Source organism: Klebsiella sp. PL-2018, from assembly GCF_019048985.1.
GTDB classification, from domain to species: Bacteria; Pseudomonadota; Gammaproteobacteria; order Enterobacterales; family Enterobacteriaceae; genus Klebsiella; species Klebsiella michiganensis.
This window is the reverse complement of the sequence record NZ_CP077673.1, coordinates 4,917,063-4,943,396: the sequence shown is the minus strand read 5'-3', so window position 1 is coordinate 4,943,396 and position 26,334 is coordinate 4,917,063. Positions and strand designations below refer to the sequence as shown.

Sequence of the window (26,334 nt, the reverse complement as noted above, 5' to 3'; positions counted from 1 at the left end):
GGGGAGCCGGGGCTTACTTAATCCCGTCGGCCTTCATGCGATCGCGGATATGCTGAGCGCGGGCTTCCGATGCCGGGTGGTCATCAAACATGGAGCTTTGGCGTCCGGCTTCCAGCTGCGCCAGTTTCTCGAAGCTGGTGGCAAGTCCTGCCGGATTAATGCCGCGCTTGCGCAGCAGATCGTACGAGTAGTCGTCCGCTTCCGATTCCTGACGCTGGGAGAACTGCGAGTTCACCAGCTTCTCGCCCAGATCGCCCAGCTGCGACTGCGACAGGCTGCCGACGATGCCGCCCGCGGAGGCCGCCGCCGCGCGTACCGCGTTGGTGCCCAGCGCTACCTGCATCCCTTTCTTCACGTGGCCCAGCGCGACGTGGCCCATTTCGTGGCCGATAACCGCTTCGACTTCATTATCATTCATCAAATCCATCAGTCCGCTGTAAACGCGGATGCAGCCGTTAGCCATGGCGAAGGCGTTAACGTCTTTAGTTTGATACACCTTGTAGTTCACCGGCTGACCGTTAATGTTATCCCCCAGCGCGGCGGCGATTTTACTCAGGCGTTTGCTGTATTCACTGCTGGCAGGCGCGATAGTCGCTTTCGCATCCATCTCCTGACAGGCTTTGTCGCTTAAGGTTTTCACCTGCTCGTCGCTGAGCGAATAAGCCTGGAAAGCCTCCGCGCCGGAGCTAAGCAGGCCGTTGGAATCCATGTTCTGGCATCCGGTAAGCGTGGCTGCGATCCCAAGGGCAAGAAGAGCTGAGCGAATTTTCATTTTTTTATCTTCCACAATCTTATGGTTATTTATCCGAAAAAACGGCGATGGCTGCCTGCCGTATCCTGTGCAAATTATAAATACTATATGAGAATGCGGGCGAGAGGATTACGCCGTAGCACAACGTGTTCCAGAGATTTCTTAAACGGCAAAAGGATGCTCCATGTACATGCTTTGCCGCTTAGGTTACATTGTTCACACTTTTTTCCGGCGTAGCCCAAAACGCGCTGTCGTCAAGTCGTTGCGGGCATGGCCTTCATTATCCGATCTGGAGTCAAAATGTCCTCACGTAAAGAGCTTGCTAACGCTATTCGTGCGCTGAGCATGGACGCAGTACAGAAAGCCAAATCCGGTCACCCGGGTGCCCCGATGGGTATGGCTGACATTGCCGAAGTCCTGTGGCGTGATTTCCTGAATCATAACCCGCAGAACCCGTCCTGGGCCGACCGCGACCGTTTTGTCCTGTCCAACGGCCACGGTTCCATGCTGATTTACAGCCTGCTGCACCTCACCGGTTATGATCTGCCGATTGAAGAGCTGAAGAACTTCCGTCAGCTGCACTCTAAAACGCCGGGTCACCCGGAAGTCGGCTACACCGCGGGCGTGGAAACCACCACCGGTCCGCTGGGTCAGGGTATTGCGAATGCGGTTGGTATGGCCATCGCGGAGAAAACTCTGGCGGCGCAGTTCAACCGCCCGGGCCACGACATTGTTGACCACTTCACCTACGCGTTCATGGGCGACGGCTGCATGATGGAAGGTATCTCTCACGAGGTATGCTCCCTGGCCGGTACCCTGAAACTGGGCAAGCTGGTGGCGTTCTATGACGACAACGGCATCTCTATCGACGGTCACGTGGAAGGCTGGTTCACCGATGACACCGCGAAGCGTTTTGAAGCCTACGGCTGGCACGTGGTGCGCGGCGTTGACGGTCACGATGCTGACTCGATTAAACGCGCGGTAGAAGAAGCGCGTGCGGTCACCGACAAACCGTCCCTGCTGATGTGCAAAACCATCATCGGTTTCGGTTCGCCGAACAAAGCCGGTACCCACGACTCCCACGGCGCGCCGCTGGGCGACGCGGAAATCGCGCTGACCCGCGAAGCGCTCGGCTGGAAACACCCGGCGTTTGAAATCCCGTCTGAAATCTATGCCCAGTGGGATGCCAAAGAAGCAGGCCAGGCGAAAGAGTCCGCGTGGAACGAGAAATTCGCCGCCTACGCCAAAGCCTTCCCGCAGGAAGCTGCCGAGTTTACCCGCCGTATGAAAGGCGACATGCCGGCTGATTTCGACGCGAAAGCGAACGAATTCATCGCGAAGCTGCAGGCTAACCCGGCGAAAATCGCCAGCCGTAAAGCATCCCAGAACGCCATTGAAGCTTTCGGCCCGCTGCTGCCTGAGTTCCTCGGCGGCTCTGCTGACCTGGCGCCAAGTAACCTGACCCTGTGGTCCGGCTCTAAGGCCATCAACGAAGACACTGCCGGTAACTATATCCACTACGGCGTACGTGAATTCGGTATGACCGCGATTGCCAACGGCATCGCCCTGCACGGTGGTTTCCTGCCGTACACCTCCACCTTCCTGATGTTCGTCGAGTACGCGCGTAACGCGGTACGTATGGCGGCGCTGATGAAACAGCGTCAGGTGATGGTCTACACCCACGACTCCATCGGTCTGGGCGAAGACGGCCCGACGCACCAGCCGGTTGAGCAGGTGGCTTCCCTGCGCGTCACGCCGAACATGTCCACATGGCGTCCGTGCGACCAGGTGGAATCCGCCATCGCGTGGAAATACGGCGTAGAGCGTCAGGACGGCCCGACCGCGCTGATCCTCTCCCGTCAGAACCTGGCGCAGCAGGAGCGTACCGAAGAGCAGCTGGCGAACGTCGCCCGCGGCGGCTACGTGCTGAAAGACTGCGCGGGACAGCCGGAGCTGATCTTCATCGCCACCGGTTCTGAAGTGGAGCTGGCGGTTGCCGCTTACGAAAAACTGACTGCCGAAGGCGTGAAGGCGCGCGTGGTTTCCATGCCGTCCACCGACGCGTTCGACAAGCAGGATGCCGCTTACCGTGAAGCCGTGCTGCCGAAAGCCGTCTCTGCGCGCGTGGCCATCGAAGCGGGTATCGCCGACTACTGGTTCAAATACGTGGGCCTGAACGGCGCGATCGTTGGCATGACCACCTTCGGTGAGTCTGCGCCGGCGGAGCAGCTGTTTGAAGAGTTTGGCTTCACCGTGGATAACGTGGTCGCGAAAGCGAAAGCGCTGCTGTAGTTCTTTTACCGCCTCCGGGCTACGGGCCAGCGCGGTCGGGTAGCCCGGGAAGGTGCGCAGCACCGCCTCCGGGTAAAAACTCTGGCTGCCACCGTAAAAAACGGGTCGCTCTGGCGGCCCGTTTCTTTTTCAGACCATCCTCAGCACTCTGCCTTTTTCCAGAAGCACCCGGCGGGAAAAGTGCCGCCGTGTAAACGCCTCATCGTGGCTGATGGCCACTACGCTGGTCCCTCTTTTGCGGCAAACCGCCAGCCACGCTTCAAATATTGCCAGCCAGTGCTGGTCAAAATCGCGGCTGGGTTCGTCAAGCAGCAGTATTTCTGGCGCCATGGCTTCCAGAGAGGCGACGGCGACCATCCTGCGTTGGGCGGTATGTAAATCCAGCGGATGCGCGTCGGCTACGCTCTCCAGCCGGCATAATTTCAGCGCCGCCGCGGTGCGTTGCGCAACCTCCGCAGAAGGCAATTTCTGGAGCCGCAGCCCAAAGGCGATCTCTTCCGCGACTTTGCTGTGGAAGAGCTGGTTTTCGGCCTCCTGAAACAGCACGCCGATGATATTGGCGCGTTGACGGTTTTTGTATTGCGCAATCGGCTTATCCAGCAAATTGACGCTACCGGACGTGGCGGGTAGCAGTCCGGCCATCACCCGCAGCAGGGTGGATTTCCCCGCGCCGTTATCGCCGGTGAGCGCCAGCCATTCCCCCTGGCCGAGCGCCAGCGAGATATTTTGCAAACAGTCAGCCGTCGCGCCGGGCCAGCGCCAGGTCACCTGATTCAATGTTAGCATAGCGGGGAAAGCGCTCCATCGTGCAGTCGCCATCCCTGCTGACACCAGGCAAGAAAAGGCGAAGGGGGGCGTTCAAAAAGGATAATCAATGAACGCTGCGCCAGCGCCCAGTGCCCCAGGCGCTCCAGAAGCATAGCGCTTGCCTGCGCCGTCAGGCGGCTAAAGGCTTCGTCAAGGATCAGTAGCGTTGGCCGCATAGCCAGCGCGCAGGCGATCGCCACGCGCTGGGTTTCTCCCCCGGATAGGGTGGAGGGGTGGCGATGTCGTAACGCCTGGCACGCCGTCAGCGTCAGCGCTTCGTCAATACGGCGCATAATCTCCTCTTCGCTGAGGCAGAGATTTTCAGGGCCAAAAGCGACCTCTTCTTCGACGCTGAAGGTACAGCCGGAAAGCTGGAGATAGGGTGATTGCTGGACCAGCTGGATGGTCTGCGCCCGTTCGACCAGCGATTGCTGCCCGATGGGGATACCAAGCAGGGTGCCTTTACCTTCGATATCGCCGGGCAGAAAATCCGGATACCAGCCCGCCATAATCTGCGCCAGAGTGCTTTTCCCGCTGCCGCTATCGCCAAAAATCGCCACAATGCCGGGCTGCGAATAATGAAAATCAAAGCATGCCGCAGATCGCGCCGCCTGGGTCGGGTGATAGCGGAATTGTTCTAACGTAACCATAGCCAGGCTCCAGCTTCAGCGACCATCGCCAGCAGCATGCCGTAACGCGCCAGACGTTGTAAGGCGCTGCCTTTCGGCGCCCAAAGCGTGGTGCGCCGACGATGTAAACGAAATGCCCGCATATCCAGCGCCGCTCCGCGTATCGCCAGATCGTTAAGCGCGTTGTGGGTCAGAGGGATAATGAGCGCAGGCATAGCGCGCAGCCGCTGATAGCCGTTCTCGTCCAGCGGTACGCCGCGGGCGCGTTGGGCCTCGTGGATAATCGTCAGCTGGCGCTTTAGCTGTTCGACAACCAGCAGCGGGCCAGCGAACAGATAAGCGACGCCCGGCGGCAGGCGTGAAGCAAACAGGGCGCGAATAAAGCGCTGTACCGGTACGTACTCCATCCACAGCTGTGACGTTGAAACAATTGCCAGAATTCTCAGCCACAGCGTGATGGCGCTGGCCCAGCGCTGCGGGTCGCGAGGGTGGCCGCTCAGCCACTGGGTAAACCAGCCGCCGTGGACCAGCCACAGGCCAATGCCCAGCGAGAAGAGGAGCCAGGCAACGTATTTTGCCCGCCGCCGCGTCGCCCTGAACAGCAGCAAGCTGAGAAACGCCGCTGCGCTATAAACCGGCAGCGCCGTCTCTGCGGGCAGCAGCAGCGTAGTCGCCGCCGCCAGCGCCCAGAGAGTTAATGACGTAAAAGGGTGCATTAGCGTACGGCAGACATCGCAGGAAACTGACGCAGCGTGCGCAGCGGCAGCTGGCGCAGCAGGATCCAGACGATAATCGCGGTAAGGATTTTATCCACCAGATTAGCGCCTAAGACGGTAATCGCCACCGATTCCAGCAGATTCTGACCTGCCGAATGGATCCAGGCGACGAACAGATCCGCGCCGCTGCCCGTCACGCCGCCGAACAGCGCCGTACGCAGCGGTACGGCGACCGCGGTCACGGCGAGGGTAATGACAACGCCGCTAATGACCACCTTCGGTAAGGTGCGGAACCATCCCGCGCGCGCCAGCCATCCGGCGACCAGACCAATCACCATCGCCACCGGCGCAAAGGCGGCGGCAATCGGATCGGTCAGCAGCCCCCACAGGAGGTTGGTCAGTAACCCGGTCAACATGCCAATGACCGGGCCGAGTAAAACCGCGCTGATTAAGGTGCCGATCGAATCGAGAAAGATGGGAAGCTTTAACAGACTGATGAGCTGTCCGCCGATCATATTGATGGCGACGGCGATCGCAATCAGCACCAGGGACTGGCTGGTAAATTGGCGACGAACCATAGAAACCTCTTTAAGGGGAAAAGTTATCGGGATGAAATGACCAGTTCGTCATAGCCGGAAACCGCGCACGGCTGACGGCTAAACGCCAGGGAGGTCAGTTCGCCTATCACCAGCTCAAGGGTGGTGCGGACGGCACAGCCGGGCATCATATGGCCACCGAGCATGGCGCCTTGCGGATCGGATATCGCTAAATGGAGATGTTCACCTTGCCATTCCAGCGTGCCGTTCAGGGAGATAACCTCATAGGTTCCGGTCAAAAAAGTGGTCTCATCCTGGCCGGCAAAACGTAATGCCGCATCGCTTAAGCTGCCGGTACAACCGGCTATCCAGGCAGCCTGAATCTGTTGCTCTTGTATGAAGGCGCGCAGGCGTGAAAAAACCTCATCGCCCGGAAGTAAGCGAAGCGCATAGTAACGAGCCGCAGAGGGCTGCAAGTGGGGGATTGTCATTTTTTCGAGGGACTCCGAGACTCGGACGTAACGGTCATCATATCGCCGCTATACGGTATAGTTTCTGATATAAATCAGTGTTTGCCGCCCGGCAACGAAAAGATTTTGCTACGCTTATTCGTCATTGTGGAATAGGGAATAAATTCCGCGGCAGAGAGGGTAAAAGTGTGATGTAAGTCAGATAAATGGTTTCTCCGGCTGGACAATCATTCCTTTTATTCCTTGTTTGGCTTATTCTAGCTGAAGCGTTTCAGTCGTCTAAATGTTCGACAATTAATCAATCAGTCGCAGTTTGCGACAGGTAAGGTTTCCCTTAGAGCGTTGCTGCATTACTCTGTCAGCCACCTCATATCATGGATAGTCTTGCAGGAGACCTATGACCATACGCATTGCGATTAATGGCTTCGGTCGCATCGGGCGTAACGTGGTTCGTGCTTTGTATGAATCCGGGCGTCGTGCGGAAATTACCGTGGTGGCAATCAATGAACTGGCGGATGCTGCCGGCATCGCGCATTTATTGAAATATGACACCAGCCATGGGCGCTTTGCCTGGGATGTACGTCAGGAGAGAGAGCAGCTGTTTGTTGGCGACGATGCCATTCGTCTTCTGCATGAATCTTCCCTTGAGGCGTTGCCCTGGCGGGAACTGGCGGTTGATGTGGTGCTTGACTGTACCGGCGTTTACGGCAGCCGCGAGCATGGCGAAGCCCATCTTCAGGCCGGCGCCAGAAAAGTGCTTTTTTCACACCCTGGCGGCAACGACCTCGACGCGACGATCGTTTTTGGCGTAAACCATGCTGAGCTCAGAACCGAGCACCGTATCGTCTCCAACGCCTCCTGCACCACCAACTGCATTATTCCGGTCATTAAGCTGTTAGATGATGCCTACGGCATAGAGTCAGGAACGGTAACCACGATCCACTCATCAATGAACGATCAGCAGGTCATTGATTCCTGGCATCCGGATTTACGCAGGACGCGAGCGGCCAGCCAATCAATCATCCCGGTTGATACTAAGCTTGCTGCGGGGATCACGCGTTTTTTCCCTCAGTTTAACGATCGCTTTGAAGCGATCGCGGTTCGTGTACCGACGATTAATGTGACGGCGATCGACCTTAGCGTAACGGTGAAAAAACCGGTAAAAGCAAGTGAAGTCAACCAGTTGCTGCAAAAAGCAGCACTGGGTGCATTTCATGGTATAGTTGACTATACGGAATTGCCGTTAGTCTCGATAGATTTCAACCACGATCCCCATAGCGCCATTGTCGATGGCACACAAACGCGGGTAAGTGGCGCGCATTTGATCAAAACGCTGGTCTGGTGCGATAACGAATGGGGCTTTGCTAACCGGATGCTCGACACCACGTTAGCGATGGCCGCACAAGGTTTCAGGTAAGGCGCTCAGGCGCCTGCAAAACTTTATCAAGAATCAACGAGAGGATTCACCATGTCTGTAATTAAGATGACCGATCTGGATCTGGCTGGTAAACGCGTTTTTATCCGTGCGGATCTGAACGTACCGGTTAAAGAAGGGAAAGTAACCAGCGACGCGCGTATCCGTGCTTCTCTGCCGACCATCGAACTGGCCCTGAAACAGGGTGCGAAAGTGATGGTCACTTCCCACCTGGGTCGTCCTACCGAAGGCGAGTACAACGAAGAATTCTCTCTGCTGCCGGTTGTTAACTATCTGAAAGACAAACTGTCTAACCCGGTACGTCTGGTTAAAGATTACCTGGACGGCGTTGAAGTCGCTGCCGGTGAGCTGGTGGTTCTGGAAAACGTTCGCTTTAACAAAGGCGAGAAGAAAGACGACGAAGCGCTGTCGAAAAAATACGCTGCGCTGTGCGATGTATTCGTCATGGACGCGTTCGGTACCGCTCACCGCGCGCAGGCTTCTACTCACGGTATCGGCAAATTCGCTGACGTCGCTTGCGCAGGCCCGCTGCTGGCCGCTGAGCTGGACGCCCTGGGTAAAGCGCTGAAAGAACCGGCTCGTCCGATGGTCGCTATCGTGGGTGGTTCTAAAGTTTCTACCAAACTGACCGTTCTGGACTCCCTGTCTAAAATCGCTGACCAGCTGATCGTCGGCGGCGGCATCGCCAACACCTTCGTTGCCGCTCAGGGCCACAACGTCGGTAAGTCCCTGTACGAAGCCGATCTGGTTGACGAAGCGAAACGCCTGCTGACTACCTGCGATATCCCGGTTCCGACTGACGTTCGCGTGGCAACCGAGTTCTCTGAAACCGCAACCGCTACCCTGAAATCTGTTAACGACATCAAAGATGAAGAGCAGATTCTGGACCTGGGCGATGCTTCCGCAGAGAAACTGGCTGAAATCCTGAAAAACGCGAAAACCATCCTGTGGAACGGCCCGGTCGGCGTGTTCGAATTCCCGAACTTCCGCAAAGGTACTGAAATCGTAGCTAACGCCATCGCAGACAGCGAAGCGTTCTCCATCGCAGGCGGCGGCGACACCCTGGCAGCAATCGACCTGTTCGGTATTGCTGACAAAATCTCCTACATCTCCACCGGCGGCGGCGCATTCCTCGAATTCGTGGAAGGTAAAGTTCTGCCGGCAGTAGCCATGCTCGAAGAGCGCGCTAAGCAGTAATTCAGTTCAGGCGGGGAGACCCGCCTGTTTTTCAGCGCGCGTAAAAGCTCGCGAACCTTCTTCAACGGTCGAAGATACAGATACAGGACTACGTAACATGTCTAAAATTTTTGATTTCGTAAAACCGGGCGTCATCACTGGCGACGACGTTCAGAAAGTGTTCCAGGTAGCTAAAGAAAACAACTTTGCTCTGCCAGCGGTAAACTGCGTGGGTACTGATTCCATCAACGCTGTTCTGGAAGCAGCTGCAAAAGTTCGTTCTCCGGTTATCGTTCAGTTCTCTAACGGCGGCGCTGCGTTCATCGCGGGCAAAGGCGTGAAAACTGACGTTCCTCAGGGCGCAGCCATCCTGGGCGCTATCTCTGGCGCGCATCACGTGCATCAGATGGCTGAGCACTACGGTGTTCCGGTTATCCTGCACACTGACCACTGCGCTAAGAAACTGCTGCCGTGGATCGACGGTCTGCTCGACGCGGGTGAAAAACACTTCGCCGCAACCGGCAAACCGCTGTTCTCTTCTCACATGATCGACCTGTCTGAAGAGTCCCTGCACGAAAACATCGAGATCTGTTCTAAGTACCTGGCGCGTATGGCCAAAATGGACATGACTCTGGAAATCGAACTGGGCTGCACCGGCGGCGAAGAAGACGGCGTGGACAACAGCCACATGGACGCTTCTGCTCTGTACACCCAGCCGGAAGACGTTGATTACGCGTACACCGAGCTGAGCAAAATCAGCCCGCGTTTCACCATCGCCGCTTCCTTCGGTAACGTACACGGCGTTTACAAGCCGGGCAACGTGGTACTGACCCCGACTATCCTGCGCGACTCTCAGGAATACGTTTCTAAGAAACACAACCTGCCGCACAACAGCCTGAACTTCGTATTCCACGGTGGTTCCGGTTCTTCCGCTCAGGAAATCAAAGACTCCGTAAGCTACGGCGTGATCAAAATGAACATCGATACCGATACCCAATGGGCAACCTGGGACGGTATCCTGCAGTACTACAAAACTAACGAAGCTTACCTGCAGGGCCAGCTGGGCAACCCGAAAGGCGAAGACCAGCCGAACAAGAAATACTACGATCCGCGCGTATGGCTGCGCGCTGCACAGACGTCCATGGTGACCCGTCTGGAGCAGGCATTTAAAGAGCTGAACGCGATCGACGTTCTGTAATTTCGCATGCTGCTAGCGTAAGGAAGGAAAACGCCGTTTTCCTTCCTGGCCGGTATAAAAATGGCTTCCTACGGGAAGCCATTTTTTTTAGCGGGTCACGCAGGTGCCTTTCTTGCCAGCCAGTATCTGCGGCGCATCCTTTAACGCGCCGATAAACGCGCGATTCCCGGTATGCTCGACAAACTGAATCACCGCTTCCGCTTTCGGGCCCATTGCGCCGTCCGGCGCGGCAAACGGCGCGAGCGTAGCAACAGTGGCATGATGCAGCGGGCGGGCCTGCGGCGTACCCCAATCGGCATACACGGCATCGGCATCTGTCAGAATCAGCAGATGGTCGGCATTAATCGCGCTGGCAAGCGCCGCCGCCGTCAGATCTTTATCGATAACTGCTTCCACCCCCCGGTAGCCGTGCGTCTCGGCGACCACCGGGATCCCGCCGCCGCCGCAGCAAATAACCAGATGACCGGCATTCATCAGCGTCTGGATCGCCGCGCTATCAACAATACTCAGCGGCTTCGGCGACGGAACCACCCGGCGGATATAGCCGCCGTCCGCTTTCATCTGCCAACCATAGCGTTTTTCCAACTCTGCCTGCTGCTGCGGCGGATACACCGGGCCGATATATTTGCCGGGGGCGGCAAAGGCGTCATCATTAGCCGCTACCTCCACGCGGGTCATCAGGGTGCTAACCGGTGTATCGCCAGCGTATTGCATCAGCTCCTGGGCGATAGCGCAGCCAATCATCCCCTGGCTTTCCGCCACCAGAATATCCAGCGGCCAGGTGGGGGACTCGCTATAGGCGGCGTTTTGCAGCGCCAGCAATCCAACCTGCGGGCCATTGCCGTGTACGATCACCAACTGATAATCACGGGCTAATTCGGCCGCCATCCGGGCAAAGAGTTGAATACTACGCTGCTGGTTTTCCGCGCTGAGCACTTCCCCGCGCTGCAGTAACGCATTACCGCCCAGCGCAATGACAATTTTCTTTTTCATGATGACCTCATTGAATAAAAGGATGTGCGCTAAAAATATCGTTTTAGCGGTCTTGTTATGTGATGAGATCGCCACTTCATGGAGAGTAAAAAATATCTCGCCAATAAATATTATATCCGCTGGTTTTATTTAAAAATTTTTTAAAATGATTATTAGATTTTTTTTAATAATGCAGATTCCAGTTTTTAGTAATTTAAAACAATAGGTTTTGTGTGACTTTGTTCAAAAGAAATTCGTGGTTAGCTCGATATGGTTAGCGTAGTTAAATCATCAATCCCTCACGCATCGGCTGTGATGCCATGAGGAGAATATTGCCGGGAGAAAGCTTATGTCAGGAACATATGAGGTCACCGAGGTGACGAAAAGAAAAGGAATACCGGCCTGGTGGGTCACGGTATTTCTTTTCTGGTTGGGCTGGGTATTTATGTATGCCGATCGCACGGTGTTAAATCCGGTGATGGGGGAACTGGAAAAAGAGTTTGGTTTAAGCGGCACGCAATTAGGCATACTCAACTCTGTTTTTTATTTTTCTTACGCTTTGCTGCAGGTCCCGGCGGGAATTCTCGGCGACAAAATTGGTAAGAAAAAAGTGCTGGTGCCGGGGTTTATTCTGTTCGGCGTATTTACTGCCGTCACCGGTTGGGTAAAAAGCTGGTATATGCTGCTGTTTGCCCGCGCGATCACCGGCGCTGGCGAGGGAACGTATTATGGCCCGCAGTACGGTTTGTCTTCTGAGCAGATCCCGAAAAAATTCCGTTCGCTGGGTAGCGCGATCATCAATAGCGGTATGGCCTTCGGTATTGCCCTTGGCCTGATGACGTCGAGCTGGCTGGTTTACGATCTGGGCTATTCATGGCGGATGCCGTTCTACGCCATGGCGGTACCATCGGTGCTGGTCGGGATTGCCATCTGGTTATTCGTGAAAGAGAAAAAGCGTACCGCCGACGTTGACGGTAAGCCGGTACAAAAAGGCAAATTTAGCGATCTGCTGAAAAACCGTAATTTAATTCTGACTTATATCATGGTGTTCTGCAGTTTGTTCGGATTCTTCGTGATTCTGACCTGGCTTCCTTATTATCTGCAAAACGAACGCGGCATTGCCGGTAGTGAAACTGGATTTATTTCATCGCTGGTCGCGTGGATTTCCATTCCCGGTGCGCTGCTGTTCTCTGGTCTGTCGGATAAATTAGGCCGTCGTAAACCGTTAATTCTGTTCCTCGTGCCGGTGGCGATCGCCAGCATGCTGTCAATTATTTGGATGCCGAGCATGACCGGGGTCATCGCCGCGCTGTGCGTGTATGGCCTGGTCGGCAAACTGGCGCTGGATCCGGTGCTGGTGGCGCTGGTCGCCGATAGCGTCGATGAAACCAATTACAGCACCGCATTTGGTTTATTTAATTTTATCGGCATGAGCTCATCGATTCTGGCGCCAATTATTGCAGGCGCAGCGCGTGATATTACCGGCAGTCTGGCATCGAGTTTTTATGTTTCCGCCGGGCTGCTGGTTGTTGGTCTGGTCGCCATGCTGTTTTTAAAAGAAAAACGCACATAAAGAGGTAGCGGTAATGATTTACGCTTTTATTAAAAAGGGAAGCTTTCAGGACTCCGTGAGCCTGATGATTATTTCCCGCAAATTAAGTGAACGCCCGGAAGTGGATCAGGTTTCGGTGATGATGGGAACCCCGGCGAATAAATCGATGCTGGAATCGACCGGTTTCTGGCACCCGGATTTCAGCGAAGCCACGCCGAATGATATTTGCGTGGCGGTACGCACCCATGAAGCGCAGCCGGAAATCCTCGATTTAATCCGTGAGCAGTTAGAGAAAGAATTGATCGCTATCGCCAATGCGTCGGGAAGCTCTACGCAACTGATTAAGGCGCGGCGCTGGGAGAGCGCTTGCCAGAAACTGCCGGACGCTAACCTGCTGTTGGTGTCGGTGGCTGGCGAGTACGCCGCCGGAGTGGCGAAAGAGGGGCTGCTGGCAAACAAAAACGTAATGCTGTTCTCCGATAACATCTCGCTGGGGCAAGAGGTGGAACTGAAAACGCTGGCCCGCGAGAAGGGGCTCATCGTGATGGGACCGGACTGTGGAACGGCGATGATTGCCGGCAGCCCGCTGGCCTTCGCCAACGTTTTGCCGCAGGGCGGGATTGGCGTGATTGGCGCGTCAGGAACCGGGATCCAGGAAATCACCTCGCAGGTGGCGTTGCACCAGCAGGGAATTAGCCACGCTATCGGCCTTGGCGGGCGCGATCTCAGCGCTGAAGTCGGCGGCATCAGCGCCCTGACCGCGCTGGAGATGCTGGCGGCTGACAGCGCGACGCAGGTTATTGCCTTTGTTTCGAAACCGCCGTCGCCGCAGGTTCGTTCTCGCATTATTGCAGCAATGCAAAAACAGCATAAACCGGTGGTAGCGCTGTTCCTTGGCAGCCGCGCCGAGCAGCGCCGCGAGGGCAATGTCTGGCTGGCGAACTCGCTGGCGGATGCCGCGCAGCTGGCGGTCCTGCTGATGCGCGTGGCGCAGCAGCGGCAGAGCCAGCCGCAGGTTGCGGGCAAGGGGATTTATGGTTTGTATGCCGGCGGCACCCTTGCTGCCGAGGCCGCGATGCTGCTCTCCGCTAGCCTGGGGCTTCCGGTCAGCAACACCCACGCCGACGGCGTGATGCTGGAAGCCGACGGGCATCGCATTGTCGATCTCGGCGACGATAGCTACACCCTCGGCAGACCGCATCCGATGATCGACCCCACCACCCGTAGCATTGAAATCGAGAAGCTGGCGGCCATGCCGGAAGTCGGCGTGCTGCTGCTGGATGTGGTGTTGGGCTACGGCGCCTGTGCGGATCCTGCTGGCGCCGTGGTGGAAGCCGTCGAGCAAGTTCGCGGCAAACGCGCCGCGCCGCTGGTCGTCATCGCCACCATGACCGGTACTGATGCCGACCCGCAGGGACGGAGCGGGCAGATCGCCATCTTGCGCGAGGCCGGGATTGCGGTGGTGGATACCCTCGAAGAGGCGGCGCTGCTGGCGGTTAGCCTGACGCAGCATCAACCACCTTGCGAATCGGCAGCGCACAACCCGCTGCTCGACGGCGTTCAGGTTATCAATGCCGGATTGCGCAGCTTCGCGCTGGATCTGCAAAGCAGCGGCACGCGGGTGGTGCATTATCAGTGGGCGCCTGTTGCCGGCGGCAACGCCCGTCTCGCCAGTTTACTCAAGCAGTTACATTAAGTTCAGAGGTATGGATATGTACTCATCTATTGCACAGGCTAACGAAGCCATTATCGAACGAATGAAAGCCGCGCGCCCGCATTGGGTTGCCGTACGCCCTGCGAAAGACGCGGTGGCTGAATTATCTTCTGGACGTAAATTACTGCACGCCGGGCCGCCGATCGCCTGGCAGGAGATGACCGGGCCGATGCGCGGAGCCTGTATCGGCGCGTCGTTGTTTGAAGGGTGGGCGGCGAGCGAAGAAGAAGCCGTGCGCCTGCTGGAGCAGGGCGAGGTGGAATTCATCCCTTGTCATCACGTGGGCGCGGTAGGACCGATGGGAGGGATCACCTCGGCGAATATGCCGGTGCTGGTGGTGCGCGATGTGGTTCATGGCAATCAATCGTGCTGCAACCTTAACGAAGGGATCGGTAAAGTGATGCGCTTCGGGGCCTACGGCGAGGACGTGCAGACGCGTCTGCGCTGGATGCGCGATACCCTCGCGCCGGTGCTGCAGGAAGCGCTGTCGCGCATGGAAAACGGCATCGACCTGACGGCAATGATGGCGCAGGCAATTACCATGGGGGATGAGTTCCACCAGCGTAATATCGCCGCTTCATCGCTGCTGCTGCGTACGCTGTCGCCGGTGATTGCCGGTCTGGATCGGCCGAATGCGGAGATCGTCGCGGTGCTGCAGTTTTTGAGCGTGACCGATCAGTTCTTCCTTAACCTGGCGATGGCCTACAGCAAAGCGGTGATGGATGCGGCGGCGGAAATCAAAGCCGGTTCAGTAGTCACCGCGATGACCCGCAACGGTCGAGAGTTCGGCATTCGCGTTAGCGGCACCGGCGACCGCTGGTTTACCGCGCCGGTCAATACGCCGCAGGGGTTGTTCTTCACCGGCTACAGTCAGGCCGACGCCAACCCGGATATCGGCGATAGCGCGATTACCGAAACGCTGGGGATCGGCGGGGCGGCGATGATTGCCGCCCCGGGCGTCACACGCTTTGTCGGCGCAGGCGGGATGGGCGCCGCGCTGGAGACCTCGGAAGAGATGTCTGAAATTTACCTCACCAACAACCCGCTGTTCCAGATCCCCTCCTGGGATTTCAAGGGCGCCTGTCTGGGACTGGATGTTCGTCGGGTCGTGGAGACCGGCATAACGCCGCTTATCAATACCGGGATCGCCCATCGCGAAGCGGGTATTGGTCAGGTCGGGGCGGGGACCGTCCGGGCGCCGCTGTTGTGCTTTGAAAAAGCGCTGGAAGCGCTGGCGGAACTGCACCATCTCACCGCCTGATTGGAAAAGGGGCGGCCTCGCCGCCCCGGAGTCACCGCGATGAAAACGATCAACTCACTTGCCTGCACGGGCCTTGAACGTCTGGCGGACGGCGTGTGGCAACGCCATAGCCAATTTTCACAGGCGATCAATTTTTGCCACGCCGATGGCTCCCTACTGACGTTATTTCGCTATGGCAAAGGAATAGGTCCGACGGGCATTCTGCTGAGCAGCGCGCAGTTCGCGCGGCTGGGTCATCTGACGCGGCTGGTCAAACAAGGGGCGTTACTGTGGGGGGCGGGCGTGCTGATTCGTCCGCGCCGGACGCTCAAATTACCTCTCCACACCGGCAATGCGTTCCCTCTCGATCTTTCTGCTTATTCCCACTTAAGCGGGCTGTGCGGCGCGCTCAATCAGCCACTGGCGGACATGCCGTTTTATTCATCGTTAGTCAGCGAGCTTGAGCGTTGGTACTGCGGCGAGCGTCCGGACTGGCGCTGGCTTATCGGCAATGGGCCGGGATTAACCCCCAGCGGCGATGATATGCTTGCCGGGATGCTGGCGGCACTGCACGGCGCGGGGTTTTCCTGCCGCCTTAAACTATTTATCCCCCCGGCGGATCAACTTGTATCTCTGACAACTTCGGTAAGCTGTAGCTACCTGAATAGCGCCAGACGGGGCGAGTTTTCGCTGCCGGTCGTTAAAGTGATGCGCGGGCTGCAGTCGACAAGCGACCCGCAGCGGGCTATTCAGCGTTTGTTGGCGGTAGGCCATACTTCAGGCGCTGATACGCTACTAGGAATTGCATTCGCGCAGCACTGGTTACAGAAAGTGGACTCAAGGAGAATGCATGCTCGATCAGGAAACCATCCGCACGTTTATTCAGGTCGCTGAGACCGGAAGTTTTTCCCGCGCGGCCAGCACGCTGCATAAAACGCCAGCGGCGATTAGCTATCGCATCAAAACGCTGGAAGAGCAGGTGGGGACGCAGCTCTTCTTACGTACGACCCGTTCGGTGAGCCTGACGCTGGCCGGGCAGCATCTGCTTGAGCACTGCCGACAGTGGCTTAACTGGCTCGACGTGATGCCTGATGAACTCCAGCAAATCAATGCCGGCGTAGAAAGGCAGGTCAATATCGTTATCAATAACCTGTTGTATCAACCGCAAACCGCCGCAGATCTGCTGACCTGGCTGCATCAGCAGTTTCCCTTTACCCGTTTTCAGATTTCCCGCCAGGTTTATATGGGCGTCTGGGATTCGCTGTTATATGACGATTTCCAACTGGCGATTGGCGTCACCGGCTCGGAATCGCTGTCGAACAATATCTCCTTATTACCGCTCGGTGATATTCGCTGGCAGTTTGTGGTGGCGCAGAACCATCCGCTTGCCAACCACCCCGCCGCGGTGTTGTCCGACGATATGCTGCGTCGCTATCCAGCGATCAATATCGAGGATACGTCGCGGACGTTAACCCGCCGCGTCGCCTGGCTGCTCAATGGGCAAAAAGAGATTAAGGTGCCGGACCTCAGCACCAAGCTGGCCTGTCATCTCAGCGGCCTGGGAGTGGGTTTTTTACCGGAACGGATGTGTCGTTCCTATCTGGAGTCCGGGGCGCTGGTGGCCCGCGCGGTCGCTAATGGCCGCCAGCCTTCGCCGCTCTCTGTTGCGTGGAAAAACGCCGGTAGCGGCAAAGTGGTCAGTGAAATCGCCCGGAAGTTTAAACACAAAGACGTGTTAGTCAGCGGATTTTTGCGGATGGTGGATCGTCCTGCGCAAGCGTGAAACAGCGTTGCTTTCATCTGGAACAGATTGAGAAATGGCATCTTCGGTGGTTTTTGTTTACCTTTAAAAGGTCATTTTCGTGAGAATGATCTCATTTGCTTTTTTTTGATATGACCCAAGGATTACTAAATGGAAGATTTGAACGTTGTCGATAGCATAAATAACGCCGGTTCATGGCTGGTGCGCAATCAGGCGTTACTGCTGAGCTATGCCGTCAACATTGTCGCGGCTATCGCGATTATTATTGTCGGTTTGATCGTGGCGCGGATTGTTTCCAACACCGTCAATCGCCTGATGCGGGCGCGGCATATTGATGCCACCGTTGCCGATTTTCTCTCTGCGCTGGTACGCTACGCCGTTATTGCTTTTACGCTGATCGCCGCCCTCGGCCGCGTGGGCGTGCAAACCGCCTCGGTTATTGCCGTCCTCGGCGCCGCAGGTTTAGCCGTTGGTCTGGCGCTGCAGGGCTCGCTGTCTAACCTTGCCGCTGGCGTCCTGCTGGTGGTCTTCCGCCCGTTCCGCGCCGGTGAATACGTTGACCTTGGCGGTATCGCGGGAACCGTGCTGAACGTGCAGATTTTCTCCACGACCCTGCGCAGCGCGGATGGCAAAATCGTGGTGGTGCCGAACGGTAAAATCATTGCCGGGAATATCATCAACTTCTCCCGCGAGCCGGTGCGCCGCAACGAGTTTATCATCGGCGTGGCCTACGACGCTGATATCGATAAAGTGAAGCAGCTGCTCACCAATATCATCGAATCGGATGAACGTATCCTCAAAGATCGTGAAATGACCGTGCGTCTGAATGAACTGGGCGCTTCTTCGGTGAACTACGTGGTGCGCGTATGGAGTAAGAGCAGCGATCTGCAAAGCGTATACTGGGACGTTCTGGAGCGTATTAAGCGCGACTTTGACGCCAACGGCATCGGCTTCCCGTATCCGCAGATGGACGTTCATGTCATTCGTCCGCAGGAAAAAGCAGAGTAATTCTCCTCTTTTATACAGGCCGGTTCGTCCGGCCTTTTTTCTGCGCCCTATTAGTGGTTCTTATTAACGATTAAAATTTTCAATTTCCTCTAATGATTTCCGCGCGCTATATTCCCCGGCATTGACTCTTTCAGTGGAAATCACTTGCGATGTTATCGTATTACTTTCAGGGCCTTGCCCTGGGAGCGGCCATGATTTTGCCGCTCGGTCCGCAAAACGCCTTTGTGATGAATCAGGGCATTCGCCGTCAGTACCACCTGATGATTGCTCTGCTGTGCGCCATCAGCGATCTGCTGCTGATTTGCGCTGGGATATTCGGCGGCAGCGCGCTGCTGATGCAGTCGCCGTGGCTGCTGGCTCTGGTCACCTGGGGCGGCGTGGCGTTCCTGCTGTGGTACGGGTTTGGTGCCCTGAAAACGGCGATGAGCAGCAACCTCGAACTGGCAAGCGCGGAAGTGATGAAGCAGGGGCGCTGGAAAATTATCGTCACCATGCTGGCTGTCACCTGGCTGAATCCGCACGTGTATCTGGATACTTTTGTGGTGCTGGGCAGCCTTGGCGGGCAGCTGGCGATGGAGCCGAAGCGCTGGTTTGCCTTAGGTACCATCAGCGCCTCATTCTTATGGTTCTTTGGGCTGGCCCTGCTGGCCGCCTGGCTCGCCCCGCGCCTGCGTACGGCGAAGGCGCAGCGCATTATCAACGTGCTGGTCGGTCTGGTGATGTGGGTCATTGCCTTCCAGCTGGCGAAGGATGGCTTCGCTCATGTGCAGGCGCTGCTTAACTAAGCCTTGTCCGATGGACTTTCTCCGCGTACGCGCTAAGCTTGCAGGCATGCGTCTGCGTATAGACGACCAATGTAAGATGGAGAAACGACAGTGAAGTTAAAAGTCATGGCCCTGGCGGCGGCACTCGGATTTAGCGCAATGGCAGTTCAGGCAAATGAGTTGCCAAACGGCCCACATATCGTCACTTCAGGTACCGCCAGCGTCGCAGCGGTTCCTGATATCGCTACGCTGGCGATTGAAGTAAACGTCTCCGCGAAAGACGCGGCATCCGCTAAAAAACAGGCCGATGAGCGCGTGGCCCAGTATCTCTCCTTCCTGGAGAAGAGCGGCATTGCGAAGAAAGACATTAACTCAGCTAACCTGCGTACCCAGCCTGATTACGACTATCAGAACGGTAAAAGCATTCTTAAGGGCTACCGCGCGGTGCGTAGCGTTGAAGTGACGCTGCGCCAGCTGGATAAGCTCAACGGTCTGTTAGATGGGGCGCTTAAAGCCGGTCTGAATGAGATCCGTTCGGTCTCATTGGGCGTGGCGCAGCCGGACGCTTATAAAGATAAAGCGCGTAAAGCGGCGATTGATGATGCCATTCACCAGGCTCAGGAGCTGGCTACCGGGTTCCACGGCAAACTGGGGCCCGTCTACAGCGTTCGCTATCATGTCTCCAACTACCAGCCGAGCCCGATGGTGCGGATGATGAAAGCCGATGCGGCGCCGGTTTCTGCTCAGGAAACCTACGAGCAGGCGACCATTCAGTTTGATGACCAGGTGGACGTGGTGTTTGAGCTGCAGCCGACCCAGCCTGCGCCAGCACCTGCGGAACCGGCGAAACCCGCTGAAGAACCCAAAGCCGCGCAGTAATCCTGTCGCCCGGCCTTCGCGCCGGGTTTTTTCTGTCACTATCTGTAAAATTGAGAGCGCGACAAAAGTCTTTTCCCTGAATAAAGTAAGGATATATCCCTGTTCTACGATGAGGTGAGCATGGATATCTTTATTTCGAAAAAGATGCGCAATTTCATTCTGCTGGCGCAGACCAATAATATTGCCAGAGCGGCGGAAAAAATTCATATGACCGCGTCTCCCTTCGGCAAAAGCATCGCTGCGCTGGAGGATCAGATCGGCTATACGCTATTTACCCGTAAAGATAACAGCATCAGCCTCAATAAAGCGGGGCAGGAGCTCTATCAGAAACTGTTTCCCATTTATCAGCGCTTATCGGCCATCGATAACGAAATTCACTATTCCGCGCACCGCTCGCGCAACATCGTTATCGGCATCGACAATACCTATCCAACGATTATTTTCGATCAGCTCATCAGCCTGGGCGATAAATACGATGGCGTAACCACCCAGGCCGTGGAGTTCAGCGAGAATGGCGTGATTGATAACCTGTTCGATCGCCAGCTGGATTTTATTATCTCGCCGCAGCATGTTTCGCCCCGCGTGCAGGAGCTGGAAAATTTGACCATTAGCGAACTGGCGCCGCTGCGTCTGGGGTTTCTTGTTTCCCGCCGTTATGAAGATAAGCCGCCGCAGGATCTGTTACGTGAGCTGCCCTGGCTGCAGATGCGTTTCCAGAACCGGGCCAATTTTGAGGCGATGCTGGACGCGTATATGCGCCCCAGCGGGATCAACCCGACGATTATCTATCGCCCCTACAGCTTTATGGCCAAAATTAGCGCCGTAGAGCGCGGGCAGTTTTTGACGGTTATTCCTTACTTCGCCTGGCGTCTGGTGAATCCGGCGAAGCTGAAGTACTTCGACGCGCCCGGCAGCGCGATGTATATGCAGGAGTATCTCTATTCGCTGAAAAATCATCGCTATACCGCCACGATGCTTCAGCACATTACTGAAGATCGCGACGGCGCGGAGGGCTAGCCGAGCATTGAACCGTGCTCAAGCAGATTACGATGCAGGTCGAAGGCGTGGGCGAGGTCGTGGTGAATATGTCCGCCGGGAGCGCTCTCCAGATAGCGATGTAAATAGTCCCGGTAGAGCGGATGCGCGCAGTTATCAATGATGGCGCGGGCGCGCTGCAGCGGCGATAGCCCGCGCAGATCGGCGATACCCTGCTCGGTAACGATCGCCTTCACGCTGTGCTCGCTGTGATCGACATGGCTGCACATCGGCACGATGGTGGAGATCTTCCCGTCCTTGGCGATGGACGGCGCCATAAAGATAGAGAGCCAGGCGTTGCGTTCAAAATCGCCGCTGCCGCCGATGCCGTTCATCAGATTCACCCCGGCTACGTGCGTCGAGTTGGCGTGACCGTAGATATCAAACTCCAGCCCCACGTTGAGGGCGATAACCCCCAGACGGCGGATAATTTCCGGATGATTGGAGATCTCCTGCGGGCGCAGGACAATGCGGCTGGCGAAGAAATCCATATTGTCGTAAATCTTGCGCAACGAACCGGCGGATATCGTCAGGCTGGAGGCGCTGACGCCGGTGATTTTCCCCGTTTCCAGCAGATGAACCACCGACTCCTGTAAAACTTCCGAGTACATCATAAAAGCGGGGATATCCGGATTTTCGCCCAGCCGCGCCATGACCGCGTTGTTGATATTGCCCACGCCGCTTTGCAGCGGCAGAAATTCAGGCGGGATGCGTCCGCGAGCCATCTCTTCCAGCAGAAAGGTGACCACGTTATCGGCAATTTTCTGACAAACCGGATTATTGTTATCCAGAACGTTTCCGGCGTCGGGCAGCTCGGTCTCCACCACAGCGACAATCTTTTTCGGATCGATTTGCACGTACCGGCTGCCCACGCGATCCATGGCATGAAAGATGGCGATACTGTTGCGCCGCGGCGGGGCGCCGGGGATCACGATATCGGCCAGCTCGGCAACCCGCGGGCTGTGGTAGTGATTCAGCTCAATGATCACTTTCTTCGCCCGCAGCAGCCAGGTTGGCGCGTTGCCGATACCGCTGGTGAGCCAGACCCGTCCGTCCGGCGCGATAGCCGAAGCTTCGATCACCGCGACATCAATCTCGCCAAAGAACCCATAGTTGACCATTTGCGCCACTTCGCTCAGGTGCAGATCGACAAACTTCACCTGCCCCTGGTTGATTTTTTGCCGCAGTCCGGAGGCGGTCTGATACGGCGCGCGCCACGAGACGGCATCGGCTGCCGATAGCGCATCATCGGCGGCGGCGCTGATGGAGGCGCCGGTCAGCAAGCGGATCTGAAAAGGCTTCTGCGCCCGATGTAATTCATCAGCGCGGCGAGCGATGGCCGCGGGCAGCGCTTTAGGCGAACCGGCGGGCGTGAATCCGCTGAACGCCACCATCTGGTCGTGCTGGATAATCTCCGCCGCTTCATCGGCGCTCATCCGTTTCATTTTATACTCCTTAATCCGGCGTGATTAATGGCCGACGAACTCAGGTTTACGCTTTTCCATAAACGCGCTCATGCCTTCCTGATAATCCACGCTGTCGTAGACGGCGCGACGCATTCCCTGAATACGTTCGAACTCATCGGAATTCATGGTGTGGGCTTCGCCAAGCACGCGCAGCTCTTCCTTAATGACCGCGATCGCCAGCGGCGCTTTCTCGGAGATGTGGTGCGCCATCTGCAAGGTAAAATCTTCCAGTTCGTCGGCGTCCACCACGTGATTGAGAATACCGACCGCCAGCGCGCGCTGGGCGGTAATCGGCAGGGCGGTGAAAATCAGCTCTTTCACGATATGAAAGCCGGCGTCGCGGGTCAGATTGTGAATGCCGACCAGGTTGTAGGGCACGCCGAGATTCACCGGCGTCATAGAGAACGTGGACGTGCTGGCGGCGATGATCAGATCGGAGCTCATGATCATCTCAAACGCGCCGCCCCAGACGCTGCCTTCGACCATGGAGATCACCGGTTTCGGATACTTTTGGATCATACGGGTGATCTGACGCAGCGGATCGTCATACGAGAGCGGATCGCGGCGCCCGCCGGGCAATTCGTGGATGTCATGGCCGGCGGAGAAAACCTTTGCTCCCCCGGGCGCGCGTAAAATGACGCAGCGAATTTCCGGCCGGTTGAGGTCGCTCAGCGCCTGCATCAGATCGTCGATAAACACCTTGCTTAAGGCGTTGAGCTTGCGGCTATAGTTGAACTCAATCACCGCAACCTTGCGGATAATTTCGACATTAACATATTGATAAGACATAAATATCCTTTTACGCAAAGTAATGATTCTGGAGGAATTCGCTAATCTGCCGCAGGCCGGTGCGCGGCGAGAGGCCTTTGTTTTTCACCGCCTGTAGCGTTTGCTGGAAGTAGCGTGCAAAGTCGGTTCTGGCAAACAGCAGGTGCAGCGCCTCGGTTTCGGCCTGTTTTTGTAGCCACTCCAGCGCCTGGCGCTGGCGCAGTTTTTCCAGATCGCCGCTGTCGGTGAGGGTGGTTTTGAAGTCAAGAATTGCGAGCCAGACGGCTTCGATGCCGCGCTGCTCCAGCGCGCTACAGCTCAAAACGCGCGGCTGCCACGCGGCGTGCTTGCGGCGCAGAATATGCAGGGCGGATTCATACATATGGCGGGTGATTGCCACCCTGGCGCGGTTCTCGCCATCATCTTTATTGATAACCACGATATCCGCCATCTCCATAATCCCCTTCTTAATGCCCTGCAGATCGTCACCGCCGCCGGCGATCTGCAGCGAGATAAAGCAGTCCACCAGCCGGGAGAGTTCCGTTTCCGACTGGCCGACGCCGACGGTTTCGACAATCACCGCGTCATAGCCCGCCGCTTCGCACAGCAGTATCAGCTCCCGCGCGCGCAGGCTGGTGCCGCCCAGATGGCCGCTGGAGGGCACCGGGCGAATAAAGGCCGAATCCGATCGCGCCAGTTCGATCATGCGCGTCTTGTCGCCAAGAATGCTGCCGCCGCTGACCGGGCTGCTCGGATCGACCGCTATCACCGCGACCCGCAGGCCGTGGCGAATCAGCAGCATGCCGAAAGCTTCCAGAAAAGTGCTTTTTCCCGCCCCCGGCGTGCCGGTGACGCCGAGGCGCAGGGCGTTGCCGGTGAAGGGCATAATGGCATCCAGCAGCTGTGCGCTTAGCGCCTGATGGCGGGGATGCTGGCTTTCCACCAGCGTCATGGCCTGGGCGAGCGTGGCCCGCTCGCCCAGGCGTAGTCGCCGCACGGCGTCCGTCAGCGTGGCGTGGTTAATCATGATATTGGCTAATCCTCATCAGGACGTCGCGTACGCTCTCCAGCATCGGCGTACCGGGGCCGTAAATGGCGGCCACGCCGCGCGCCTGTAGAAAGGCGTAATCCTGCGGCGGGATGACGCCGCCGGCGATGACGCAGATATCTTCCCGCCCCCATTTTTTCAGGGCATCGATCAGCTCGGGGATCAGGGTTTTGTGGCCTGCCGCCAGAGATGAGGCGCCCACCACGTGCACGTCGTTTTCCACCGCCAGGCGGGCGATCTCTTCTGGCGTGGAAAACATCGGGCTCAGGTCAACGTCGAAGCCGAGATCGGAATAGGCGCTGGCGATCACTTTGGCCCCGCGATCGTGACCGTCCTGACCCATTTTGGCGATCAGAATGCGCGGGCGGCGGCCGCGTTCCGCGAGGAATTTTTCGGTTTGCGCAACAATAGCGTCGAACTCGCCGGCGGCTTTGTCTGACTGGTGGTAGCTTTGCGCAATCACGCCGGTGACGCACTGGCTGGGCACCAGGTAGCGGTCAAACGCCGCCTCCAGCGCGTCGGAAATTTCGCCCAGCGTGGCGCGGACGCGGGCGGCGTTGATGGCGGCGGCCAGCAGGTTTTCACCATGCTGCGCGGCGTGGGTGAGGGCGTTCAGCGCGGCTTTTACCGTCACGTCGTCCCGACTGGCGCGAATTTTTTCCAGCGAGGCGATCTGTTCGTTGCGCACCTTGACGTTGTCGATCTCCAGTACCGCCGTTTCATCTTCTTTTTCCAGCTTGTACTTATTGACGCCGACGATGACGCGCTTGCCCTGGTCGATCAGCGATTGTTCGCGGGCGGAGGCCTCTTCGATCATCCGTTTCGGCAGTCCGGCCTCGATCGCCTTCGCCATTCCGCCCGCGTCGTCGATCTGCTGCATAATGGCCCGCGCCTGCTTAACGATCCGATCGGTCAGCGACTCGACGTAATACGAACCACCCAGCGGATCCACGGTGCGGCAGATCTCTGACTCCTCCTGGATGATGATCTGCGTATTACGCGCGATACGGGCGGAAAAGTCGGTGGGCAGGCCAAGCGCCTCGTCGAAAGCGTTGGTGTGCAGCGACTGGGTGCCGCCGAGCGTGGCACCGAGCGCTTCGATAGTGGTGCGGATTACGTTGTTATACGGATCCTGCTCGGTGAGGCTCCAGCCGGAGGTCTGGCAGTGGGTGCGCAGGGCTAAGGATTTCGGATTGGTGGCGCCGAAGCCGCTTACCGCTTCGCTCCACAGGTAGCGTGCGGCGCGCAGCATGGCGACGTTCATAAACAGATCCATACCGATGCCGAAGAAAAACGACAGGCGCGGGGCGAAGTCATCGATTTTCAGCCCGGCCGAGAGCGCGGCCTTGATGTATTCGATACCGTCGGCCAGGGTAAAGGCCACCTGCTGCACGCAGTTGGCTCCGGCTTCGCCCATGTGGTAGCCGCTGATGCTGATGGTGTTAAAGCGCGGCATGTTGCCCGAACACCAGGCGATGATGTCGGCGATAATGCGCATTGAGGGCTTTGGCGGGTAAATATAGGTATTCCGGCACAGGTACTCTTTCAGAATATCGTTCTGGATCGTGCCGGTGAGCTGTTCAGGCGTAACCCCTTGTTCTTCCGCCGCGACGATATAAAACGCCATTATCGGCAGCACCGCGCCGTTCATGGTCATCGATACGGACATCTTATCCAGCGGGATCCGATCGAATAAAATCTTCATGTCTTCGACGGTATCGATCGCCACGCCGGCTTTCCCCACGTCGCCCGCCACGCGCGGGTTATCGGAGTCATAGCCCCGGTGGGTCGCGAGGTCGAAGGCGACGGAAAGCCCTTTCTGCCCGGCGGCGAGGTTGCGGCGATAGAAAGCGTTGGACTCTTTGGCGGTGGAGAAACCGGCGTACTGGCGGATGGTCCACGGCTGTGCGGTGTACATGGTGGCGCGCGGACCGCGAACGTAAGGCGGCAGGCCGGGTAGGGTGCCGGTCACTTCCAGATTATCAAGATCGGCTTCGGTATACAGCGGCTTAACGTCAATGCCCTCTGCCGTCTGTTTTACCAGGGCATCGACGGTTTTTTCCCGCCGGCTGAGCTCTTTGTTGGCGAGCGTTTGCCACTCCCGTAACTCTGACAT

General features: G+C 57.2%; 24 protein-coding genes. 13 read left to right on the top strand and 11 right to left on the bottom strand.

The genetic code is table 11. From position 1 onward, the window contains the following. Positions 1 to 13: 13 nt before the first annotated feature. Positions 14 to 772: a metalloprotease LoiP gene (locus MKleb_RS23210; protein ID WP_025105944.1), complete on the bottom strand. Its 759-nt coding sequence runs from the start codon at positions 770 to 772 to the stop codon at positions 14 to 16. A gap of 279 nt (positions 773 to 1,051) precedes the next feature. Here MKleb_RS23210 and tkt point away from each other — a divergent pair, with 279 nt between their 5' ends. After that, positions 1,052 to 3,043 carry a transketolase gene (tkt, locus tag MKleb_RS23205; RefSeq protein ID WP_025105945.1) on the top strand — a complete coding sequence of 664 codons (1,992 nt, stop codon included), beginning with the start codon at positions 1,052 to 1,054 and terminating at the stop codon, positions 3,041 to 3,043. A 129-nt stretch (positions 3,044 to 3,172) separates the two neighbouring features. Here the strand turns inward: tkt and MKleb_RS23200 are convergent, their stop codons facing one another. Genes MKleb_RS23200 through MKleb_RS23180 form a run of 5 tightly spaced genes read right to left on the bottom strand, consistent with a single transcriptional unit; the run spans position 3,173 to position 6,222 of the window. Beyond that, the gene (locus MKleb_RS23200) at positions 3,173 to 3,829 is read right to left on the bottom strand and encodes an ABC transporter ATP-binding protein (RefSeq protein ID WP_025105946.1); all 657 of its coding nucleotides are present in this window, start codon (positions 3,827 to 3,829) and stop codon (positions 3,173 to 3,175) included. Beyond that, the gene (locus MKleb_RS23195) at positions 3,823 to 4,500 is read right to left on the bottom strand and encodes an ABC transporter ATP-binding protein (RefSeq protein ID WP_025105947.1); all 678 of its coding nucleotides are present in this window, start codon (positions 4,498 to 4,500) and stop codon (positions 3,823 to 3,825) included. The genes MKleb_RS23200 and MKleb_RS23195 overlap by 7 nt, the downstream gene beginning before the upstream one ends. Further along, a complete protein-coding gene (locus tag MKleb_RS23190; protein ID WP_025105948.1) occupies positions 4,488 to 5,195 on the bottom strand; it encodes an energy-coupling factor transporter transmembrane component T in 708 nt (235 codons plus the stop codon). Before MKleb_RS23190 ends, MKleb_RS23195 begins: the two co-directional genes overlap by 13 nt. After that, a complete protein-coding gene (locus tag MKleb_RS23185) occupies positions 5,195 to 5,773 on the bottom strand; it encodes an ECF transporter S component (protein ID WP_025105949.1) in 579 nt (192 codons plus the stop codon). The genes MKleb_RS23190 and MKleb_RS23185 overlap by 1 nt, the downstream gene beginning before the upstream one ends. A gap of 23 nt (positions 5,774 to 5,796) precedes the next feature. Beyond that, positions 5,797 to 6,222, bottom strand: a complete 426-nt coding sequence (locus MKleb_RS23180; RefSeq protein ID WP_025105950.1) for a PPC domain-containing DNA-binding protein — start codon at positions 6,220 to 6,222, stop codon at positions 5,797 to 5,799. Between the two features lie 376 nt (positions 6,223 to 6,598). Here MKleb_RS23180 and epd point away from each other — a divergent pair, with 376 nt between their 5' ends. The 3 genes from epd (at position 6,599) to fbaA (ending at position 10,010) form a co-directional block, all read left to right on the top strand. Then, on the top strand, positions 6,599 to 7,618 hold the full coding sequence (gene epd / locus MKleb_RS23175) for an erythrose-4-phosphate dehydrogenase (protein ID WP_014226819.1): 1,020 nt from the start codon (positions 6,599 to 6,601) through the stop codon (positions 7,616 to 7,618). A gap of 51 nt (positions 7,619 to 7,669) precedes the next feature. Continuing rightward, positions 7,670 to 8,833, top strand: coding sequence for a phosphoglycerate kinase (gene pgk / locus MKleb_RS23170; protein ID WP_004125049.1), 1,164 nt, complete (start codon positions 7,670 to 7,672; stop codon positions 8,831 to 8,833). A 97-nt stretch (positions 8,834 to 8,930) separates the two neighbouring features. Beyond that, the gene (fbaA, locus tag MKleb_RS23165) at positions 8,931 to 10,010 is read left to right on the top strand and encodes a class II fructose-bisphosphate aldolase (RefSeq protein WP_009654956.1); all 1,080 of its coding nucleotides are present in this window, start codon (positions 8,931 to 8,933) and stop codon (positions 10,008 to 10,010) included. An 87-nt stretch (positions 10,011 to 10,097) separates the two neighbouring features. On the opposite strand, the gene MKleb_RS23160 is transcribed toward fbaA, so the two are convergent. After that, a complete protein-coding gene (locus tag MKleb_RS23160; protein ID WP_025105951.1) occupies positions 10,098 to 11,003 on the bottom strand; it encodes a carbamate kinase in 906 nt (301 codons plus the stop codon). Positions 11,004 to 11,331: 328 nt separating this feature from the next. Between MKleb_RS23160 and MKleb_RS23155 the strand changes: the two genes are divergently transcribed. From MKleb_RS23155 to srsR, 9 genes are all read left to right on the top strand, one after another. After that, positions 11,332 to 12,555, top strand: a complete 1,224-nt coding sequence (locus tag MKleb_RS23155) for an MFS transporter (protein ID WP_025105952.1) — start codon at positions 11,332 to 11,334, stop codon at positions 12,553 to 12,555. A 13-nt stretch (positions 12,556 to 12,568) separates the two neighbouring features. After that, entirely contained in the window at positions 12,569 to 14,230 is a 1,662-nt protein-coding gene (locus MKleb_RS23150) for an acyl-CoA synthetase FdrA (RefSeq protein ID WP_025105953.1), read from the top strand. A gap of 16 nt (positions 14,231 to 14,246) precedes the next feature. Beyond that, positions 14,247 to 15,509 carry a YlbE family protein gene (locus MKleb_RS23145; protein WP_025105954.1) on the top strand — a complete coding sequence of 421 codons (1,263 nt, stop codon included), beginning with the start codon at positions 14,247 to 14,249 and terminating at the stop codon, positions 15,507 to 15,509. 39 nt (positions 15,510 to 15,548) lie between these two features. After that, on the top strand, positions 15,549 to 16,382 hold the full coding sequence (locus tag MKleb_RS23140; RefSeq protein ID WP_025105955.1) for an oxamate carbamoyltransferase subunit AllH family protein: 834 nt from the start codon (positions 15,549 to 15,551) through the stop codon (positions 16,380 to 16,382). After that, a complete protein-coding gene (gene allS / locus MKleb_RS23135; protein ID WP_025105956.1) occupies positions 16,339 to 17,271 on the top strand; it encodes an HTH-type transcriptional activator AllS in 933 nt (310 codons plus the stop codon). The genes MKleb_RS23140 and allS overlap by 44 nt, the downstream gene beginning before the upstream one ends. A 129-nt stretch (positions 17,272 to 17,400) precedes the next feature. After that, positions 17,401 to 18,258 (top strand): small-conductance mechanosensitive channel MscS, encoded by an 858-nt coding sequence (locus MKleb_RS23130; protein WP_014839522.1) that lies wholly within the window; start codon positions 17,401 to 17,403, stop codon positions 18,256 to 18,258. A 149-nt stretch (positions 18,259 to 18,407) separates the two neighbouring features. Next, positions 18,408 to 19,043 (top strand): arginine exporter ArgO, encoded by a 636-nt coding sequence (gene argO, locus MKleb_RS23125; protein ID WP_025105957.1) that lies wholly within the window; start codon positions 18,408 to 18,410, stop codon positions 19,041 to 19,043. 90 nt (positions 19,044 to 19,133) lie between these two features. Beyond that, positions 19,134 to 19,901 carry an oxidative stress defense protein gene (locus tag MKleb_RS23120; protein WP_025105958.1) on the top strand — a complete coding sequence of 256 codons (768 nt, stop codon included), beginning with the start codon at positions 19,134 to 19,136 and terminating at the stop codon, positions 19,899 to 19,901. Positions 19,902 to 20,021: 120 nt separating this feature from the next. Next, positions 20,022 to 20,918: a LysR family transcriptional regulator SrsR gene (gene srsR, locus MKleb_RS23115; protein WP_014226814.1), complete on the top strand. Its 897-nt coding sequence runs from the start codon at positions 20,022 to 20,024 to the stop codon at positions 20,916 to 20,918. On the opposite strand, the gene MKleb_RS23110 is transcribed toward srsR, so the two are convergent. Genes MKleb_RS23110 through scpA form a run of 4 tightly spaced genes read right to left on the bottom strand, consistent with a single transcriptional unit; the run spans position 20,915 to position 26,334 of the window. Continuing rightward, complete coding sequence (locus MKleb_RS23110; protein WP_014226813.1) at positions 20,915 to 22,381, bottom strand: acetyl-CoA hydrolase/transferase family protein; 1,467 nt, start codon at positions 22,379 to 22,381, stop codon at positions 20,915 to 20,917. The two genes, srsR and MKleb_RS23110, sit on opposite strands and share 4 nt — an antisense overlap. A gap of 24 nt (positions 22,382 to 22,405) precedes the next feature. Continuing rightward, on the bottom strand, positions 22,406 to 23,191 hold the full coding sequence (gene scpB, locus MKleb_RS23105; RefSeq protein ID WP_014226812.1) for a methylmalonyl-CoA decarboxylase: 786 nt from the start codon (positions 23,189 to 23,191) through the stop codon (positions 22,406 to 22,408). Positions 23,192 to 23,201: 10 nt separating this feature from the next. After that, a complete protein-coding gene (meaB, locus tag MKleb_RS23100) occupies positions 23,202 to 24,197 on the bottom strand; it encodes a methylmalonyl Co-A mutase-associated GTPase MeaB (protein ID WP_025105960.1) in 996 nt (331 codons plus the stop codon). Next, a complete protein-coding gene (gene scpA / locus MKleb_RS23095) occupies positions 24,190 to 26,334 on the bottom strand; it encodes a methylmalonyl-CoA mutase (RefSeq protein ID WP_025105961.1) in 2,145 nt (714 codons plus the stop codon). The genes meaB and scpA overlap by 8 nt, the downstream gene beginning before the upstream one ends.